Raw genomic sequence first — 18,655 nt, 5'->3', positions numbered from 1 at the left:
ACAGAGCCGTCAAAGGAGCATCATGAACGAGCAGTCCCGCCGTTCCCGGGCATCGCGACCCCCCGAGGGATTCACCCCCACCGGCACGATCGCCAATGCGGCCGATCGTCGCCGCGTCGTGTTCGCGACGGTGGTCGGAACCACCGTCGAGTGGTACGACTTCTTCATCTACGCGACCGCGGTCGGACTGGTCTTCGGCCAGCTCTTCTTCGCGCCGCTGGGCGCGAACAGCATCCTGATCGGCTTCGCGACCGTGGGCATCAGCTTCCTGTTCCGTCCGCTCGGCGCCTTCCTCGCCGGGCACTTCGGCGACAAGGTCGGCCGCAAGGTGGTGCTGATGTGGACGCTGATCCTGATGGGGGCGGCGACCGCACTGATCGGCGTGCTGCCCACCTACGACGCGATCGGCATCGCCGCCCCGCTGCTGCTGGTGCTGCTGCGCATCCTGCAGGGTCTGTCGGCGGGAGGCGAGTGGGGTGGCGCGGTGCTGATGGCCGTCGAGCACGCCCCCAAGGCCAAGCGCGGCATCTTCGGCGCCTCGCCCCAGATCGGTGTTCCGCTCGGTCTGCTGCTGGCCTCGGGCGTGATGGCGATCATGACGGCGGTCGCTCCGGGCGAGCAGTTCCTGGCCTGGGGCTGGCGCATTCCGTTCCTGCTCAGCGTCGTGCTGATCCTCATCGGCTACTACGTGCGACGCAACGTCGAGGAGAGCCCTGTGTTCGCCGAGCTCGCCGAGCGCAAGGAGGAGGCGCGGATGCCGGTCGTGCAGCTGTTCCGCAAGCACCTGCTGCTCGTGATCGTCGCGGCGCTCGTCTTCGCCGGAAACAACGCCGTGGGATACATGACCACCGGTGGCTACATCCAGAACTACGCCACGAACCCGGACGGCCCGCTCGCTCTCGAGCGCGGACCGGTGCTGTGGGCTGTCACCGGCTCGGCGGTGACCTGGCTGCTCTCGACGCTGCTGGCGGGCTTCGTCAGCGACAAGCTGGGGCGCCGCACCACCTACATCATCGGGTGGGCGATGCAGCTCGCCGGTGTGTTCGCGCTGTTCCCCCTGGTCAACACCGGCGACATCGGTCTGATGTTCGCGGGCCTCGCGATCCTCACCCTCGGACTCGGCTTCACGTATGGCCCGCAGGCGGCGCTGTACACCGAGCTCTTCCCCGCCAGCATCCGCTTCTCCGGAGTGTCGATCTCGTACGCGATCGGCGCGATCGCCGGCGGTGCGTTCGCCCCGACCATCGCGACTGCGCTGGTGCAGGCGACCGGGACGACGATGTCGGTCACGTGGTACCTCGCGGGCATGACCGTGATCGGACTCATCGCCACGCTGCTGCTCCGCGATCGCAGCGGCATCCCGCTCGGTCCCGACCACGAGGCCGAGCAGGCGGTCAGCCCGATCCGCGGCCTCGCCAGGGCCTGACCTCCCTCGCCTCCGGCTGCTGAACCTCCGCGGGCCTGGAGGACGACTCGCGTCGTCCTCCAGGCCCGTCTTCGTCGTCCGGGGGCCGGTGCGCGCTCAGCCGTCGAGAGCGGCCCGGATGACGTCCACAGAGCGCTGCAGGCGCGCGGCGATGTCGGCATCCGCGACTCGGGATGCCACGTGCACCACCGCGAGAGCCGCCGGACGAACGCCGCGCAGCGGCAGCGGCACGGCGATCGACTTGAGATTCGGGATCACCTCGTCGTGGCTGAGCGCGTAGCCGCGCACGCGCACGGCCTCGACCTCGACGCGCAGCGCCGCATCGACGGCGGGCCACTCGGCATCGCGAAGCTGGGCGAGGATCGCCTTGCCCGGCGCGCCGACCGTGACCGGATGCCTGGTGCCCGGCCGCTGCGCGACATTCGCGACGGCATGGCGCGGCTCGACGCTGGTCAGGGTGATCACCTCGTCCCCGTCGAGCACGGCGAGGAAGGCGGTGTGGCCGAGCTCGTTCGCCACCGCGGTCAGCTCGGGCAGGGCCTCGGCGTGCAGGTCGTGCGCGACGCCAGCGGCGAGCGCCGCCATGCGCGGCCCCAGGGCCATCCGCCCGGACGCGTCGCGCACGACGAGCCGGTGGTCTTCGAGCGTGCGCAGCAGGCGGTACGCGATCGAGCGGTGCACGTCGAGTCGGGTCGCGACCTCGTCGATCGACAGCGGGCCGTCGGCGAGGACCTCGAGGATCCGGATGCCGCGGCTGAGCGTCTGTGAAGCGGGGGCGGCCGTCATCGGCGGCTCCTGTTCTCTTGTGGCGGCCTGCGCCGTCGTATACGATCTGTTCAATAGTAGAACGCTGTGTTCCAATATAGAACACGCCGGAAGGAATCGACGACGATGCAGTTCCACCACCACGGCTATGTCTCCCACGACCCGCGGGTTCTCCCCGCCGAGGGGCTGGGAATCGACCGGCCCGACGCCCTTCCCGACGAGGTGGACGTGCTCATCGTCGGCTCCGGGCCCGCCGGCATGCTGCTCGCCGCCCAGATGTCGCAGTACCCGCACGTGAACACCCGCATCATCGAGAAGCGCGACGGTCGCCTCGTGCTCGGTCAGGCCGATGGCATCCAGCCGCGCAGCGTCGAGACCTTCCAGGCCTTCGGGTTCGCCGAGCGCATCGTCGCGGAGGCGTACAACATCGGCTGGATGAACTTCTGGGGACCCGACCCCGAGAACCGCCAGAACATCGTCCGCACCGCCCGCACGGCCGACTACGCGTACGACATCTGCGAGTTCCCGCACCTGATCGTCAACCAGGCGCGGGTGCTCGACTACTTCGCCGAGGCCGCCGCCGACGGACCGGGACGCATCGTGCCCGACTACGGCGTGGAGTTCGTCGGCCTCACGGTGCACGGCGAGGGGGAGTACCCCGTCGAGGTGCAGGTCATGGATGCCGGCGAGGAGCGCACCATCCGCGCGAAGTACGTCGTCGGCTGCGACGGCGCCCGCAGCGGGGTGCGCAAGGCGATCGGGCGCAAGCACGTCGGCAACGCCTCCGCGCACGCATGGGGCGTCATGGACGTGCTGGTGAACACGGACTTCCCCGACTGGCGCACCAAGTGCGCCATCAACGCCGAGGCGGGCAACATCCTGCACATCCCGCGCGAGGGCGGCTACCTCAGCCGGATGTACATCGACCTCGGCGCGGTCGCCGCCGACGACGACCACCGCGTGCGCCAGACGCCGATCGAGGAGATCATCCGCAAGGCGAACGAGATCCTGCATCCGTACTCCATCGACGTGAAGGACATCGCCTGGCACAGCGTGTACGAGGTCGGCCACCGGGTCACAGACGGGTTCGACGACGTGATCGACGGCAGCGGCCGCACCCCGCGCGTCTTCCTCACCGGCGACGCCTGCCACACGCACAGCGCGAAGGCCGGCCAGGGCATGAACGTCTCGATGCAGGACGGCTTCAATCTCGGGTGGAAGCTCGGCTCGGTGCTCACCGGCCGCAGCCCCGAGTCCCTGCTGGCGACCTACGGCGCCGAGCGCAAGCCGGTCGCGCAGCAGCTGATCGACTTCGATCGCGAGTGGTCGAGCCTGATGGCCCGCAAGCCCGAGGAGATCTCCGACCCGCAGGAGCTCGCGACCTTCTACCTGGGCACGGCCGAGTTCCCCTCCGGGTTCATGACGCAGTACACCTCGTCGATGATCATCGGCACCGACGCGCACCAAGCACTCGCGGCCGGCTTCCCGCTGGGCAAGCGGTTCAAGTCGGCCGAGGTCACCCGGGTCTGCGACGGCAATGTGATCCACCTCGGCCACCACGCCCGCGCTGACGGACGCTGGCGCGTCTACGCCTTCGGCGACGCGTCGGGAGAGCGACTGAACACCTGGGCTTCGCAGGCCGCCGACGTGTTCGCGCGCTTCACCCCGGCCGACGGCGATGCCGATGCGGTGTTCGACGTGAAGGCGATCCACCAGGGCTCGTACGAAGACGTTGAGGTGACGACGGCACCCGAGCTGTTCGCCCCGAAGACCGGGCCGCTGGGGCTGACCGACTGGGAGAAGCTCTACGCTGCGGGCCCGAGCAAGTGGAACGACACCGACATTTTCGAGACGCGCGAGCTGTCGCGCGACGGAGTCGTGGTCGTCGTGCGCCCCGACCAGTACGTCGCCGCGATCCTGCCGCTGGACGCGGTCGACGAGCTCGGCGCGTTCTTCGACGGGGCGCTGCTGCCGGCATCCTGAACCTGGCCTGAGCGCGAGGCATGACGAGTGTCATGCCGAGATCGTGACACTGCCCTCCGGATGCCGTCGTGCCGAGCGGCCACGCTGGAAGCATGCCCACAGTCGCTGAGAGACCACCTGCCGCCCAGCCGAACGACGTCGCCCGACCGAACGCCGTCGGGGGCGACACCGCGCCGCCGATCGCCGTCGAGTTGCGCGGCGTCCGCCGCCACTTCGGCTCCGGTGACCAGCTCGTCCGCGCCGTGGACGGACTCGACCTCACCATCCGCCGCGGCGAGGTGGTCGCGCTGCTCGGGCCGAACGGGGCCGGCAAGACCACCACGCTCGACATGCTGCTCGGCCTCAGCGAACCCGGCGAGGGCAGCGTGCGCGTGCGGGGGATGGTCCCCGCCGCGGCTGCGCGCCGGGGAGCGATCGCCGCGGTGCTGCAGACGGGCGGACTGCTCGCCGACCTCACGGTCGGCGAGACCGTGCGCCTCATCGCGTCGCTGCACGGTGCGGCGGCGATGGCACGCGTTCCGTCTGTGCTTACGAAGGCAGACCTGACCGCGCTCGTCGGCCGCCGGGTCGCTAAGTGCTCGGGCGGCGAGCAGCAGCGCGTGAAGTTCGCCCTCGCTCTGGTCGCCGATCCCGGCATCCTCGTGCTCGACGAGCCCACCGCGGGCATGGACGTGACGGCGCGGCGTCGGTTCTGGGATGTGATGCGAGCGGATGCCGACGCCGGGCGCACGATCATCTTCGCCACGCACTACCTCGAGGAGGCGGAGCAGTTCGCCCATCGCACGGTGGTGATGCACCGTGGCCGAATCGTCGCAGACGCCCCGACCGCGCAGCTTCGCGTCGGGCTCGGCGCGAGGGGTATCGCCGCATCTCTGCCCGCCGATGATGAGGATGCCGCCGGCATTCTGCGCCGGCTCCGCGAATCGGAGGACGCCACCGATGTGCGCGTTGACGCCGGGCGGCTGACGCTGCGAGCGAGCGACTCGGATGCCATCGCCGCGGCGCTCCTCGCGGCCGGCTGCCGCGACCTCGAGATCACGGCGCCTACGCTCGAGACCGCCTTCACCGCTCTCACGGAGGACTGATATGACCATCGCCACGACCGCGCCGCCGCGGCTCTCACTCACCATGCTGCGCATCGAGGCCATCCGGCAGCTGCGTAACCCGTACACTCTCGCGTTCACACTCGCCATGCCCGTCGTGATGTACCTGCTCTTCGGTGCGACGGCCGGCTACGCCGAGCTGTCGGCCGGAAACGGCAACGTGTCGTTCTACGTGATGATCTCGATGGCGGCATACGGAACCGCGGTCGCGATGAGTTCGCTGACCTCACTGGCGGCCGCTGAGGCGCAGCAGGGCTGGGGGCGCCAGCTCGCGATGACCCCGCTGAGCACGGCCGGCTACGCGCTGACGAAGCTGCTCAACGCGCTGGGGTTCGCCGCGCTCGCCCTGGCCGCTGTGTTCGTCACCGGCATCCTCACAGGTGCGGCGGCCGACGAGACCTGGCGCTGGTTCGCCGTCGCGGGGATCGTCCTCGGAACCGGGCTGATGTTCGGCCTGTACGGGCTGGGGGTGGGGCTCTTCTTCAACACCGACTCCTCCGCAGCGCTGGCATCGATCTCGATGACCTTCTTCGCCTTCTTCGGCAACGTGTTCATGCCGCTCGACGGCGTCATGCTCGACATCGCCCGACTCACCCCGCTGTACGGCTTCGTGGCGCTCAGCCGCTGGCCGCTCACCGACGGCACCCTCACCACCGGGCAGACCGACCCGCTCTGGGCGGTGCTGGTGAACATCGTCGTCTGGGTGGCCGTGTTCGCGGCTCTGGTCTTCGCGGGTGTGCGGCGCTCCCGCCGGCGGCGATGAGCACGGTGCGGATGATCAGTAGGTTGGAGTCATGACAGCGCAGCAGGGCGGCACCGAGCGCCCCGCCGCGATCACGTCGCACTGGGATCGCTACGGATGGCTCATGGCGGTCGTCTGGATGATCTTTCTGGCGTACCCGGTGATCGCTCTGCTGCGCTCCGACGCGTCGCGCGCGTGGATCGTCACCGGGTGGGTGGCACTGGTCGTGTTCGCCGCTGTGTACGTCGTCGGGTTCGTGCGGGGCAGTCGCGGTGGCGGCGGACTCGGCTCTCCGCCTGTGCCCGGACAGTGGATGCTCTTCGCCGTGCTGATCGTCTGCGCGGCGCTGTCGGTGCCGGCGGAGGGGCCGCTGGCGCTGAGCTTCCTGCCCTTCATCATGTCGTTCGCCTCGTACGGCCTCACGCGCGCGGCGCACTGGGTCACCTCGATCGTCGCCGTGCTGATGACTGCCGCCTGCATCTTCCTGCTGCCCGGTGGCACGTCGTACTTCGCTCTGCTGGTGGTCGTGATGCTGCTCGGGGTGGTGAACACCGTCTCGACCTGGCTGATCATCCGTTCGGCGCAGGCCGAGCGGCTGGGGCTCGAGCTGGCCACGAGCGAGGGGCGGGAGGCGCTCGCACGCGACGTGCACGACCTCATCGGACACTCGCTCACCGTGGTGCAACTGAAATCACAGCTCGCCGCGCGTCTGATCGATTCCGATCCTGAGCGGGCGAAGACCGAGCTCGCCGCCATCACCGCCCTGACCGCAGAGGCGCTCGCCGCCGCACGCGCCACGGTAGCCGGAGCGCGCAGCACCACACTGGGCGAGCAGCTGGCCAGCAGTGGCGAGGCGCTCGCTGCCGGGGGAGTGACGCTGCAGGTGCGTGGAGCACCTGACGCGCTCTCACCCGCACAGGAGCTGACGGCGAGCTGGATTCTGCGCGAGGCGACCACGAACGTGCTGCGACACAGCGCTGCCCGTCAGGCGCGGGTGACAGTGTCGCCGGGCCGGCTCGTGATCGAGGACGACGGACGCGGTCTCGACGAGGGTCAGACGGCGGCAGCAGAAAGCAGCGGCATCCGCGGCATGCGCGAGCGCGCCGCAGCTGCGGGCGCAGCGTTCCGCATCGGACCCGCTGCGGAGGCGGGCACGCGAGTGGAGGTGCGCTGGTGAATCGGACACCCGCATGCACGCCGACCGACAGCATCCGCCTGCTCGTCGCCGACGACCAGGCCCTGGTGCGCGGTGCGCTCGCCGCGCTGCTCGAGCTGGAGCCCGACATCGACGTGGTCGGCGCGGCAGCGGACGGCGAGGAGGCGCTGCGCCTCGCGGTCGCCCTCACGCCTGACGTCTGCCTGATGGACATCCAGATGCCGGGGATCGACGGCATCGAGGCGACCCGTCGCCTGCGCGAGGCCAGCCCGGCCACCCGGGTGCTGATCGTGACGACATTCGCCCGTCCCGGCTACCTGCGAGATGCACTGGAGGCGGGCGCGAGCGGATTCATGGTGAAGGATGCGCCCGCCGAGCAGCTCGCCGACGCCGTGCGACGCACGCATGCCGGACTGCGGGTGCTGGATCCGGCGCTCGCCGAGAAGAGCCTGTTCGAAGGGGCGAATCCGCTCAGCGACCGGGAACGGCAGGTGCTGCGGCTGGCCGCCGACGGCAGGTCGGCGGCAGCGATCGCAGCAGAGGTCTTCCTCTCCGCCGGAACGGTGCGCAATCACCTGTCGGCCGCGATCGGCAAGACCGGCGCCGGAAACCGCGCGCAGGCGGTGCGCGTCGCGCAGGACAAGGGCTGGATCTGAGCCGCCGCCCGGGGTGACACCCGGAGGCCCCGCTCAGGAGTTCACGCGGATGATCTCCTCCTGGTACGGGGCGATGACCTTGCCCGAGATTCGCAGGTCGAGCACGAGGAAGCGGCGGTCGGCCGGATCTTCGGATGCCCAGGTGCGCAGCCGCTCGAGGTCGGCGAGCGTGCGCACCACGACGCCCTCCGCGCCGACGGCTGCTGCGAACGCGGCGAAGTCGACCTCGGGGATGAGCATCGGCTCTTCGGCGAGGCCCTTGAGTCCGTACAGATTGACCTCGGCACCGTAAGCCGCGTCGTTCCAGATCACCGCGACGCCCCGGCCTGCGGCCGCGCGCACGGCGGATTCGAGGTCGGCGATCGCCATCAGTCCGCCGCCGTCGCCCGAGGTCAGCACGATCGTCTGCCCGGGTCGAGCGCGGGTGGCGCCGACGACGCTCGGCCAGCCCTGCCCGATCGACTGGAAGGCCGTGCCGATCATCATCATGCGGTCGGGAGCGGCGACCGGCCAGTACATGTTGGCCCAGCCGATGAAGTGGCCGCCGTCGGAGACGACGACGCGGTCCTCCGGCAGCAGTTCGGCGATGCGGCGTGCGGCGGAGCGCGGGTCCAGCCGCCCGTCGGGCGCGAGTTCGTCGCCTGCTGCGTAAGCGCGAGCGGATGCCACGTCGACCGATTCGCGCCAGGCGGCGTGCCCATCGGCAGCGGATGCCGGGCTGAGCCTCTCGACGAGCGCCTCGGCCGCGAGACGTGCGTCCGCGCGCACGTAGCCGCCGATGTGCGCGTTCGTTGCGGCCGGTGCCACGTCGATCTGAAAGACGCGCGTGCCGGGGGCGAACAGTTCGCCGAAGCGCATCGTGAACTGGTTGAGCGAGGCGCCGAAGACGACGGCCACATCAGCCTCGCGCACCAGCTGCATGGCGCCGTCGGCGCCGAATCCGCCCGTCACGCCGAGGTCGTAGCGGGCGTCGGGGAAGACGCCCCGGCCGAGGGCGGTGGATGCCGTGAGCGCCCCGGTCGACTCCGCGAGCGCGCCGAGCGCGTCGCTCGCGCCGGCCAACCAGGCGCCCCGGCCGGCGAGCAGGAACGGGCGCTCGGCTGAGCGCAGCGCGTGGGCGATCTCGTCGAGCATCCCGGCGGCGAACTCACCGCGCGGTGCGAGGGGTGCCGGGAGGCGCGGCTCGGGTGCCGCAGCGACGGGACCCGCCTCGAGCGCGGCGACGTCGTAGGGGATGGCGAGCACGACGGGCACGCGATAGGTGAGGGCGTGCTCGATCGCGATGACCGTGGTGGCTGCGGCATCCGCGTGCCCGGTCGTGTAGGTGCGCGCGCCCACGGCCGAGGCCATCGCGATCTGGTCGACATCCCAGGGGCGGGGCCCCGAGGTGGGCTCGTCGCCCACGACGAGCACGAGCGGCACGTGCGCCTGCACAGCCTCGGCCAGAGCGGTGAGCGTGTTCGTGAAGCCGGCGCCGTACGTCGAGGTCGCGGCGGCGATCCGGCCGGAGGCGCGGAAGTGCGCGTCGGCGGCGACCACGGCACCCTGCTCGTGGCGCACGGCGGTGAAGACGGCGCCGGTCTGCTTCTCGATCGCGTCGAGGAAATACGCGTTGCCGTTGCCCATCACGCCGAAGACGTGATCGATGTGCTGAGCGAGAGTGAGGGCCACGTGGGCGGAGACGGTGGGCATGGTGAAGCGCCTTTCAAGACAGGGAACGGAGGGATCCGTATGTGTCTCGCGCCTCACGCCGCGTCGCAGAGTGCTTCGTGCCCCTTTTTCGAGCACCGGCCTCAGGGGCCGGACGTTCCGATTCTAACCGGCGGTGCGGGCCCGGCCGAGCGCATCTCGGCGCCGCAGGATAGCCTCGGCGGCGCCGTGCGTCGAGCCCGTGGCACGAGCCATCCGCGTCAGCGAGAGTGGTTCGCTCAGCAGCAGGAACGCACCAGCACGGAGGGCGTCATGTCCGGAAACCTCGAGCAGCCGGCATCCCAGAGCGATGCCGAGACCAGCACCGCGAAAGAGCGGCAGGCGCCGCCGCCCGACGACGCGCGCAAGCCGCAGACGCCGCAGCAGATCGACAAGCCCTCCTGGACGTACGCGCTCAAGCGGGCCGTCTCGGAGTTCTCCCGCGACCGGTGCACCACCCTCGCTGCCGCGCTGACGTACTACAGCGTGCTGGCGATCTTCCCCGCGCTGCTCGCCGTCGTCTCGCTCGTCGGCCTGTTCGGTCAGGCGAAGCAGACGACCGACCTGCTAGTCGGCGTGCTGCGGCGGGTGACCGATGAGTCGGTCGTGCAGGTGCTGCGCCAGCCGATCGAGCAGCTGGCCCAGTCGGATACCGCGGGTTTCGCGCTCATCATCGGTCTGGCCGGCGCCATCTGGTCGGCGTCCGGCTACGTCGGCGCGTTCTCGCAGGCGATGAACACCGTCTATGAGATCGACGAGGGCCGCCCGTTCTGGAAGCTGCGGCCGATGGTGCTCCTGCTGACCGTCATCCTGCTGGTGATCGCGGTGGCGATCGTGCTGCTGCTGATCGTTTCGGGCCCGATCGCCGAGGCCATCGGAGAGGCCATCGGGCTCGGCGGCGTGGCGCTCACGGTGTGGAGCATCGCCAAGTGGCCGGTCATCGCGATCCTCGCCGTTCTCGCCCTCGCGATCCTGTACTACGGCAGCCCCAACGTGAAGCAGCCGAAGTTCCGCTGGATGAGTCTCGGAGCGTTCGTGGCGCTGCTGATCATGGTGATCGCTTCGCTCGGCTTCTTCTTCTACGTGATCAACTTCGGCAACTATCAGAAGACGTACGGCAGCATCGCCGGCGTCATCATCCTGCTGCTGTGGCTCTGGATCGTGAACCTGTCGCTGCTGTTCGGCGCCGAGTTCGACGCCGAGATGGAGCGGGGTCGGCAGCTGCAGGCCGGCATCGAGGCGGAGGAGAGCATCCAGCTGCCGCCGCGCGACGACCGGCAGAGCAAGAAGATGCAGGAGAAGGAGCAGAAGACCATCGAGGAGGGCCGGGAGCTGCGCGAGCAGGCCGACAGGCACCGTCGCTGAGCCGGCCGGGCCGGCCGTCGCTCCTCAGCCGTGCAGGGCGTGAGCGGCGGCCAGCTCGAGGGTCGAGACCGAGCGATCCGCGAGCCGGATGGAGGTGACGGACTCGGACGGCAGGGCGGTCCACCCGGCGCCGGCGACACCCGTCGACCCGACCGCGATCGTGCCGTCGGCGCTCTGGCGCCACCGCAGCGCGAAGTAGTCCTCGTTGTGCTCGCTGGGCAGCACATCGGCCAGCGGGGCGAGGCGGGAGAGATCGTGGTCGGTGAGGATGCTGGTGGCGCTGGCATGCACGACGACGAGCTGCTCTTCATCGAGCACCAGCGCGTTCAGGCTGGCGAGCGGGAACAGCTCTCGCAGCATCGCGGCGACCCGTGTCGTCGCCTCGTGCAGGCCGAGGCCCTCGGCGACCTGCTCGCGGATGAGGGCGAAGTACATCTCGCTGTCGGTGGTGCCGGTGAGCGATGCGACGCTCTCGGGCGAGAGCAGCGACCTCAGCTGCTCGAGCGGCTTGATCGAGCCGTTGTGCGCGAAGGCGATGCCGTCGGCGGTGAAGGGATGCGCGTTGCAGTCGAGCACAGGCAGGCCGGCGGTGGCCCAGCGCAGGTGCACGACGGCCGCACGGCACTCGGCGTGCATCGCCTGCTCGAACGCCGCATCGCCGACGGCGGATCGCGCCGACCGGTGCGCCGCGGGCGGCTGCCCGGGGGCGCCGACGCCCGCCCAGCCCCAGCCGTCGCCGTGCAGGCGCGCCAACGAGAGCAGGCTCTCCATGCCGTCTCGGCCCAGCTCCCGGTGGGCAGTGGAGCGATCGGGCGAGACGAAGGCGAACAGGCGGCACATGGTGGAAAGACCTCGGAAATCGGGATGAGGGATGCGGCGGGCGACGCGATCCCTCCTTCGTTTCTACCTCATCCCGGCTGGACAGGCGCGGAATCCGTTCGCCGGTCCGTCATCGGTGTAACAGAATGGAGCGATGACTGAGGCAGCGATCGAGCGCGAGACGCTCACCTGGGACGGATTCGGCGATGCGACACGCGACCTGGCGCGTCGGATCATCGACAGCGGCTTCGTGCCGGAGGTGGTCGTCGCGATCGCTCGAGGCGGTCTGCTGCCTGCGGGGGCCATCGCGTACGGGCTGGGTGTGAAGAACTGCGGTGCGATCAACATGGAGTTCTACACCGGCATCGGCACCGTGCTCGACGCGCCGGAGGTGCTGCCGCCCGAGCTCGACATGGAGTACCTGAACGGACGGCGCGTGCTGCTCGTCGACGACGTCGCCGACTCGGGGCGCACGCTCGCGCTCGCCGTGCAGCTGCTGAAGGAGAAGGGCGCCGACGTGCGCTCGGTCACCATCTACACGAAGCCGTCGACGATCATCCAGCCGGACTTCGCCTGGAAGGACACCGATCTCTGGATCAACTTCCCGTGGTCGTTCAAGGGCACGGTCGTCGAGGAGGATCAGGGGCTGCCGGCGTCGGCGTGATGCGTTTCGACGCGCTGCGCTTGCTCAACGACCGGGAGTGGATGCTCAGGGGCACGGTCGTCGAGGAGGATCAGGGGCTGCCTGCGTCGGCGTGATGCGTTTCGACGCGGTCAGCCGCGCAGGAGCGACCTGAGCGACTGGATCGTGTCGGCCTCGCCGGCGCTCTTGTCAGGACGGTAGCCCTTGACTCGCGCGAAGCGCAGCGCGATGCCGCCCGGATAGCGGGGTGAGCGCTGCACACCGTCGATCGCGATCTCGACGACGGTCTCGGGCCGCAGGAAGAGCGTGCTCGCCGTGCGTCTGGTCTCGAGCGCGGGAAAGGTCTCGGTCTGCCAGCGCAGCAGCTCGTCGGTGAGCCCCTTGAAGGTCTTGCCGACCATGACGAACCCGCCCGGCTCGCCGAATTCGCCGTCGGGGTCCCGTGCGCCGAGGTGCAGGTTCGACAGCATCCCGGTGCGCCGACCCGAGCCCCATTCGACGCCGAGCACGACGAGGTCGTACGTGAGGACGGGCTTCACCTTCACCCAGGACTTCCCGCGGCGCCCGGCGGTGTAGGTCGATTCGACGGCTTTGACCAGCACGCCCTCGTGTCCGGCGGCGAGGGCATCGCGCGACAGCCGCTCGGCCTCGGCCGGATCGCCGGTGACGACGCCGGGCATCCGCCACTCGCCCGCGACGCGTTCGAGCTCGGCCAGTCGCACGCTGAGGGGCTCGTCGATGAGGTCGCGGCCGTCGACATGCAGGATGTCGAAGAACCACGGACGCAGCGCCAGCTCACGCGCGACGTCGGCGCCGAACCGCGACATCGTCTCCTGGAACGGCCGCGGACCGCCGTCTTCATCGAGCGACAGCGTCTCGCCGTCGAGGATCACATCGTGTGCGGGCAGTGAGCGAACAATGTCGACCAGCTCGGGCACGCGGTGCGTGACGTCGGCGAGACTGCGGGTGTAGACGCCGACCTCATCGCCGCGCCGGTGCACCTGGATGCGCGCCCCGTCGAGCTTGTACTCCACCGACGCCCGCCCGGTGATCTCCAACGCGGCGGTCGGCGTGGCGGCGGTGGAGGCGAGCATCGGCATGACGGGGCGTCCGACGGCCAGCCCGATCGCGTCGAGATCGCTCTCGTCTCCGGTGAGGGCGACGGCGGCCGTCTCGCCGAGGTCGCCCGACAGCATCGCCGCGCGACGCACGGTCGCCACCGGGCGATCCGACGCGCGGGCGATCGCGTCGATCAGCACGCCGCTGAGCGCGCCGGTGCGCAGCTCTCCCATCATCGCCCGCGAGAGCAGATCCCATTCCGCCGCGGTGCACCGCGCGGCCACCCTCTGCAGCACGCTCTGCCGTGCGGCCGTCGAGCCGGTTCCGGAGGTCTCGGCAAGGGCATCCAGCGCCTGATCGACCTCTGCGATCGTCAGGGTCGGCGCGTCCGCGTGCGCGACCTCGAGTCCGGCCAGCCTGCGCCACCCGACGCCGAGCCGGCCCTGGCGGGGTGCGGCGAGCAGCAGCCCGATCAGCGGACGCAGCTCGTCTGCGGGAGCGGCCGCCAGCAGTCGCGCGAGAGCGTCGATCTTGGCCAGGCGGGAGGACGTGGCGGCGACCTCGTCGGTCGCGGCGAGCAGCTCGGAGAGCATCATCCCGGCATCCTCGCACCGGCCGCCGATATGGATGCAGGGGGTTGCGCAGCGAGCCGGACTCAGCGCCCGCGGAACTCGGGCTCGCGCTTCTGCTGGAACGCGGCGAAGCCCTCGCGGTAGTCGTCGGTGTCGCAGAGCGCGGCCTGCGCGGCGTTCTCGATGTCGATCGACTCCCACAGCGCCAGCCGCTCGTCGCGGATGCGGGCGATCAGCCTCTTGCTGGCGAGGAACGCCGCGGTCGCGCCGTGGGCGGCGGCGCGGGCGGCGTCCTCGGCGGCCGTGTGCACCGCCTCGTCGGGGAAGACGCGGGAGAAGAGTCCGGATGCCACGGCCTCGGAGCCCGACATGAGCCGCCCCGTGTAGATGAGGTCGAGGGTCTTGTGCGCGCCGAGCCGCTCGGCGAACAGGGCGTGCCCACCGGAGTCGAGCGTCGCACCCAGCGCGGCGAACGGCGAGCCGATCTTCGCCGACTCGGCGACGTACACGACGTCGGTCGCGATGAGCAGGCCGAGCCCGACACCCAGACACGCACCGTGCGCGACCGCGAACGTGGGCGCGGGGAACTCCGCCATGCGCTTCAGCAGCGGGGTGACGATGCCACCGAGATAGCCGATGACGTCGTCGTCACGCGGGTCCACGGCGGAGATGTCGCGGCCGGCGCAGAACGATCGGCCTTCGGCGCGCAGGACGAGAGCGCGCACGCCGGCGCGTTCGGCCTCGTCGTACGCCGCCCGCAGCTGGTGCAGGGCCTGCTCGCCGAGCGCGTTGAGATGCTCCGGAGCGTTCAGCGTGATCCGGGCGACGTCGTCGGAGATGCGGATGTCGATCATGACGGCTCCTGGGGCGATGGGGGCTCAGACGTCGTAGTCCACGACGAGACGGTCGCTGGTGGGGTGGGACTGGCAGGTCAGCACGTATCCGCGCTCGATCTCGTCGGGTTCGAGAGCGTAGTTCTCGGTCATCGTCACGCTGCCCTCGAGCACCCGCGCCCGGCACGTGCCGCACACCCCTCCCGAGCAGGCGAACGGGGCATCCGGACGCACGCGCAGCGCCGCGTTCAGCACCGACTCGTGTGCGTCGACAGGACTCTCGACGGTCGATGAGACGCCGTCGAGGTTGACCTCGATGCGGTACGACTTCTCACCCGCCCGCACCTCGACCCGGCGCGGTCCGCGTTCGGCGGGGGCATCGCCGGTGGTGAACAGCTCGAACCGCACGTGCTCGTTCGGCACGCCCCGCTCGGCCAGCACCTCACGGCACAGGTCGACGAGCGCGAACGGCCCGCAGAGGAACCACTCGTCGACCGTCGACGGCAGGATGAGCGAATCGAGGATGGTGCGCAGCTTCTGCTCGTCGATGCGGCCCGAGAGCACCGGGGCGGTGCGCTGCTCACGGGAGAGCACGTGATGCAGCACGAGGCGGGTGGGGTAGCGGTCTTTGAGGTCGGCGAGGTCCTCGAGGAACATCACGTCGCTGGTCGACCGGTTCGTGTACAGCAGCGTGAAGCGCGTGCTGTCGGATGCCGCGAGCAGGGTGCGCGCGAGCGCCATCATCGGCGTGATGCCCGACCCTGCCGCGATGCCGACGACGTGCGCGCCGTCGAGATGCTCGAGCCCTGATGTGAACGTGCCCTGCGGGCTCATCACATCGATCCGGAATCCGGGGGTCAGCTCGGTCTGCGCCCAGGTGGAGAACAGCCCGCCCTCGTCGCGCTTGACCGCGACGCTGAGGCTGGTCGCGCCGTCGCGCACCGGTGCCGGCGGACGGCACAGCGAGTACGAGCGGCGCACCTCGGTGCCGTCCAGCTGCACGCGCAGCGCGACGTACTGCCCGGGCAGGTAGGCGTAGTCGTCGGCGAGATCGGCCGGCACGGCGAAGGTCACCTCGACCGCGTCATCGGTGAGCCGGCGCACGTCCGAGACGGTGAGGGTGCGGAACCGGGCGCGGTGGCGGTCACCCGCCCGGTGCGGGGCGCTCTCGTCGTCGACCGTGGCAGCGGGCATCCGGAACAGCGGCATCAGATCGCCTCCATCAGATCACCTTGAAGTGGTCGAAGGGCTCGAGGCACGCGCGGCACTCGAACAGCGCCTTGCACGACGTCGAGCCGAAGCGCGACACCTCGCGGGTGTCGAGGGAGCCGCACCGGGGGCACTTCACCGCAAGGGTCACGCGGATGGGACCCTCGCGATGGGCCGCGCGGCCGGACGGCGGGGCGATGCCGTACTCGACGAGCTTGCGCCTGCCGTCCTCGCTCATCCAATCGCTCGTCCAGGCGGGGGAGAGCACGAGACGCACCTCGACGTCGGCGAACCCGTCGGCGGTCAGCGCGAGGATGATGTCGTCGCGAATGGCGTCCATCGCCGGGCATCCGGAGTAGGTGGGGGTGATGTCGACCACGACGCGCTCGCCGTCGACCCGCACGTCGCGCAGCACCCCGAGGTCGGCGATGCTGAGCACAGGGATCTCGGGGTCGGCGACGGCGGCCGCGAGGGCGCGGGCGCGGCCGGTGCGTTCGGTGGTGGTCACCATGTCGCCCCCGGATGCCGTCGGGCGAGCACCTGCATCTCGGCGAGCAGGTGACCGAACGGGGTGGCGTGCGAGCCGTGGCGGCCGCCCGCGCGGGATGCCTTCGCGTCGGGCCTCACGAGCTCGGCCTCGGCGAAGACCGTGTCGATCACAGCGTCGAAGCCGGGGTGCAGGGTCGAGGGGCGCGCGGCGACGCCGTCGAGCCGGTCGATCAGCGGCTCGTCGCGGAACAGCTCGTCGACGTACGGCCACACATCCGCCAGCGCCCGGATCATCTTCTCGCGTGAGAGCACGGTGCCGCCGGCCAGGCGCAGCACCCACTGCACGGCGTGGTCGCGGTGGTAGTCGACCTCTTTCAGCGACTTCGCGGCGATCGCGGCGAAGGTCTCGTCGGTCGATCCGCGCAGCGCCGAATACAGCTCGTACATGTACGTCGACGCGACCAGCTGGCGTGCGATGGTCTGCGCGAAATCGCCGTTCGGCTGCTGCACGATCCACGCGCAGCGGAACTCCGGCTCGTCGCGGAAGTACGCCAGGTCGTCTTCGGTGCGTCCGTCCCACGATCCGGCGTAGCGCAGCAGCGAGCGCGCGTGGCCGAGCAGGTCGAGGGCGATGTTGCCGAGCGCGACGTCCTCCTCGAGCTCGGGGGCGCGCGAGATCCACGCGCCGAGCTGCTGCGAGAGGATCAGCGCGTCATCGCCCAGCCACAGGGCGTACTCGGCGATATCCGCCGAAGCGGCGCGAGTGTCGCCGCCGGCGAGTTCGGATGCCAGGTGCAGCTCCGCGACGGAGACATGGACGTCGTCGGTCACAGGTGCGGCACCCCCTCGGACGCCGTGTAGTACACGGCGTGCCGGTAGTTCTTGCCCTCGGAGGTCTCGAAGTAAGCGTCTTTGGCGTCCGGGTCGCTGGTGGTGATGGCATCCGCCGGAACCACCCAGATCGACACTCCCTCACCGCGGCGCGTGTAGAGGTCGCGGGCATTGCGGACGGCCATCTCGGCATCCGGAGCCACGAGCGATCCGACGTGCACGTGGCTGAGTCCCCGGTTGGCGCGCACGAACACCTCCCACAGGGGCCAGGCGGTCTGCTCGGTCATGATGCCATCCCGCTTCCGGTGGCCGAGCGAGCGGAGCGAGACGAAACCCGGGCGTACTCCGCCGCAGCCTCACGCACCCACGCGCCCTCCTCGTGCGCCGTCCGGCGACGTTCGAGGCGCTCGGCGTTGCACGGGCCGTTGCCCTTCAGCACCTCGAAGAACTCGTCCCAGTCGATCTCGCCCATGTCGTACTGCTGGGTCTCGTCGTTCCACTTCAGGTCGGGATCGGGCAGGGTGATCCCGAGGATCTCGGCCTGCGGCACGAGCATCCCGACGAAGCGCTGGCGCAGGTCGTCGTTCGAGAAGCGCTTGATCTTCCACTTCATCGACTGGGCGGAGTTCGGCGACTGGTCGTCGGGCGGGCCGAACATGGCCAGGCTCGGCCAGTACCACCGGTTCACGGCATCCTGCGCCATCTCGCGCTGCTCGTCAGTGCCCTGCATCAGCGTGAGCAGGATCTCGAAGCCCTGCCGCTGGTGGAACGACTCCTCTTTGCAGATCCGCACCATCGCCCGCGCGTACGGGCCGTACGAGGCGCGGCACAGCGGCACCTGGTTGACGATGGCGGCGCCGTCGACGAGCCACCCGATCGCTCCCATGTCGGCCCAGGTGGGGGTGGGGTAGTTGAAGATCGACGAGTACTTCGCCTTACCGTCGATGAGCTGGCGCATCATCTCCTCGCGCGTGGTGCCGAGGGTCTGCGCGGCGGAGTAGAGGTAGAGCCCGTGGCCGGCCTCGTCCTGCACCTTCGCCATCAGGATGGCCTTGCGCTTCAGGCTGGGTGCGCGGGTGATCCAGTTGCCCTCGGGCTGCATCCCGATGATCTCGGAGTGCGCGTGCTGCGAGATCTGCCGGATCAGGGTCTTGCGGTACGCGTCGGGCATCCAGTCGCGCGGCTCGATGCGCTGCTCGTTCGCCACGAGCTCGTCGAAGCTGTGCTCCTCGTCTGAGGGTGCGTCGTGCACGAGGGAGAGGTCTGCGGGGCTGGTCATCGTCGACTCCATCGGTTTACTGACCGTTCGTTTGGT

Annotated in this window: 18 protein-coding genes; 8 read left to right on the top strand and 10 right to left on the bottom strand. The window is 70.1% G+C overall.

Annotation, left to right across the window (positions count from 1 at the left end):
* The first annotated feature begins 22 nt into the window (after positions 1-22).
* Positions 23-1,426, top strand: coding sequence for an MFS transporter (locus H9633_RS02735; RefSeq protein ID WP_191712004.1), 1,404 nt, complete (start codon positions 23-25; stop codon positions 1,424-1,426).
* A 96-nt stretch (positions 1,427-1,522) separates the two neighbouring features.
* On the opposite strand, the gene H9633_RS02730 is transcribed toward H9633_RS02735, so the two are convergent.
* Positions 1,523-2,212, bottom strand: coding sequence for an IclR family transcriptional regulator (locus H9633_RS02730; protein ID WP_191712003.1), 690 nt, complete (start codon positions 2,210-2,212; stop codon positions 1,523-1,525).
* Between the two features lie 105 nt (positions 2,213-2,317).
* On the opposite strand from H9633_RS02730, the gene H9633_RS02725 reads away from it, so the two are divergent.
* The 5 genes from H9633_RS02725 to H9633_RS02705 all read left to right on the top strand — a co-directional run bounded on the left by H9633_RS02725 (position 2,318) and on the right by H9633_RS02705 (position 7,831).
* Positions 2,318-4,174, top strand: a complete 1,857-nt coding sequence (locus tag H9633_RS02725) for an FAD-dependent monooxygenase (RefSeq protein WP_191712002.1) — start codon at positions 2,318-2,320, stop codon at positions 4,172-4,174.
* Positions 4,175-4,266: 92 nt separating this feature from the next.
* A complete protein-coding gene (locus H9633_RS02720; RefSeq protein ID WP_191712001.1) occupies positions 4,267-5,259 on the top strand; it encodes an ABC transporter ATP-binding protein in 993 nt (330 codons plus the stop codon).
* A gap of 1 nt (position 5,260) precedes the next feature.
* A complete protein-coding gene (locus H9633_RS02715; protein ID WP_071643510.1) occupies positions 5,261-6,040 on the top strand; it encodes an ABC transporter permease in 780 nt (259 codons plus the stop codon).
* 31 nt (positions 6,041-6,071) lie between these two features.
* Entirely contained in the window at positions 6,072-7,196 is a 1,125-nt protein-coding gene (locus H9633_RS02710) for a sensor histidine kinase (protein ID WP_191712000.1), read from the top strand.
* Positions 7,193-7,831, top strand: coding sequence for a response regulator transcription factor (locus tag H9633_RS02705; protein ID WP_071643508.1), 639 nt, complete (start codon positions 7,193-7,195; stop codon positions 7,829-7,831). The genes H9633_RS02710 and H9633_RS02705 overlap by 4 nt, the downstream gene beginning before the upstream one ends.
* A 33-nt stretch (positions 7,832-7,864) precedes the next feature.
* On the opposite strand, the gene H9633_RS02700 is transcribed toward H9633_RS02705, so the two are convergent.
* Positions 7,865-9,523 (bottom strand): thiamine pyrophosphate-binding protein, encoded by a 1,659-nt coding sequence (locus tag H9633_RS02700; RefSeq protein WP_191711999.1) that lies wholly within the window; start codon positions 9,521-9,523, stop codon positions 7,865-7,867.
* Positions 9,524-9,793: 270 nt separating this feature from the next.
* On the opposite strand from H9633_RS02700, the gene H9633_RS02695 reads away from it, so the two are divergent.
* A complete protein-coding gene (locus tag H9633_RS02695) occupies positions 9,794-10,885 on the top strand; it encodes a YihY/virulence factor BrkB family protein (protein WP_071643541.1) in 1,092 nt (363 codons plus the stop codon).
* Positions 10,886-10,909: 24 nt separating this feature from the next.
* Here H9633_RS02695 and H9633_RS02690 read toward each other — a convergent pair whose 3' ends face one another.
* Entirely contained in the window at positions 10,910-11,725 is an 816-nt protein-coding gene (locus tag H9633_RS02690; RefSeq protein ID WP_191711998.1) for a class II glutamine amidotransferase, read from the bottom strand.
* A gap of 133 nt (positions 11,726-11,858) precedes the next feature.
* On the opposite strand from H9633_RS02690, the gene H9633_RS02685 reads away from it, so the two are divergent.
* Complete coding sequence (locus tag H9633_RS02685) at positions 11,859-12,368, top strand: phosphoribosyltransferase (protein ID WP_071643505.1); 510 nt, start codon at positions 11,859-11,861, stop codon at positions 12,366-12,368.
* 110 nt (positions 12,369-12,478) lie between these two features.
* On the opposite strand, the gene H9633_RS02680 is transcribed toward H9633_RS02685, so the two are convergent.
* From H9633_RS02680 to paaA, 7 genes are read right to left on the bottom strand one after another with little or no spacing between them, the layout of a single operon-like run.
* Positions 12,479-14,002, bottom strand: coding sequence for an ATP-dependent DNA ligase (locus H9633_RS02680; RefSeq protein WP_191711997.1), 1,524 nt, complete (start codon positions 14,000-14,002; stop codon positions 12,479-12,481).
* 59 nt (positions 14,003-14,061) lie between these two features.
* A complete protein-coding gene (locus tag H9633_RS02675) occupies positions 14,062-14,832 on the bottom strand; it encodes an enoyl-CoA hydratase/isomerase family protein (protein ID WP_191711996.1) in 771 nt (256 codons plus the stop codon).
* A 24-nt stretch (positions 14,833-14,856) separates the two neighbouring features.
* Complete coding sequence (gene paaE, locus H9633_RS02670) at positions 14,857-16,020, bottom strand: 1,2-phenylacetyl-CoA epoxidase subunit PaaE (protein WP_191711995.1); 1,164 nt, start codon at positions 16,018-16,020, stop codon at positions 14,857-14,859.
* Positions 16,021-16,033: 13 nt separating this feature from the next.
* Positions 16,034-16,531: a 1,2-phenylacetyl-CoA epoxidase subunit PaaD gene (paaD, locus tag H9633_RS02665; RefSeq protein WP_071643501.1), complete on the bottom strand. Its 498-nt coding sequence runs from the start codon at positions 16,529-16,531 to the stop codon at positions 16,034-16,036.
* The gene (paaC, locus tag H9633_RS02660; protein WP_191711994.1) at positions 16,525-17,340 is read right to left on the bottom strand and encodes a 1,2-phenylacetyl-CoA epoxidase subunit PaaC; all 816 of its coding nucleotides are present in this window, start codon (positions 17,338-17,340) and stop codon (positions 16,525-16,527) included. Before paaC ends, paaD begins: the two co-directional genes overlap by 7 nt.
* Positions 17,337-17,627, bottom strand: a complete 291-nt coding sequence (gene paaB, locus H9633_RS02655; protein ID WP_191711993.1) for a 1,2-phenylacetyl-CoA epoxidase subunit PaaB — start codon at positions 17,625-17,627, stop codon at positions 17,337-17,339. Before paaB ends, paaC begins: the two co-directional genes overlap by 4 nt.
* On the bottom strand, positions 17,624-18,619 hold the full coding sequence (paaA, locus tag H9633_RS02650) for a 1,2-phenylacetyl-CoA epoxidase subunit PaaA (RefSeq protein WP_191711992.1): 996 nt from the start codon (positions 18,617-18,619) through the stop codon (positions 17,624-17,626). Before paaA ends, paaB begins: the two co-directional genes overlap by 4 nt.
* Positions 18,620-18,655: the final 36 nt, after the last annotated feature.

This window comes from Microbacterium commune (assembly GCF_014836945.1).
GTDB classification, from domain to species: Bacteria; Actinomycetota; Actinomycetes; order Actinomycetales; family Microbacteriaceae; genus Microbacterium; species Microbacterium commune.
This window is presented reverse-complemented; position numbering and strand designations above follow the sequence as displayed.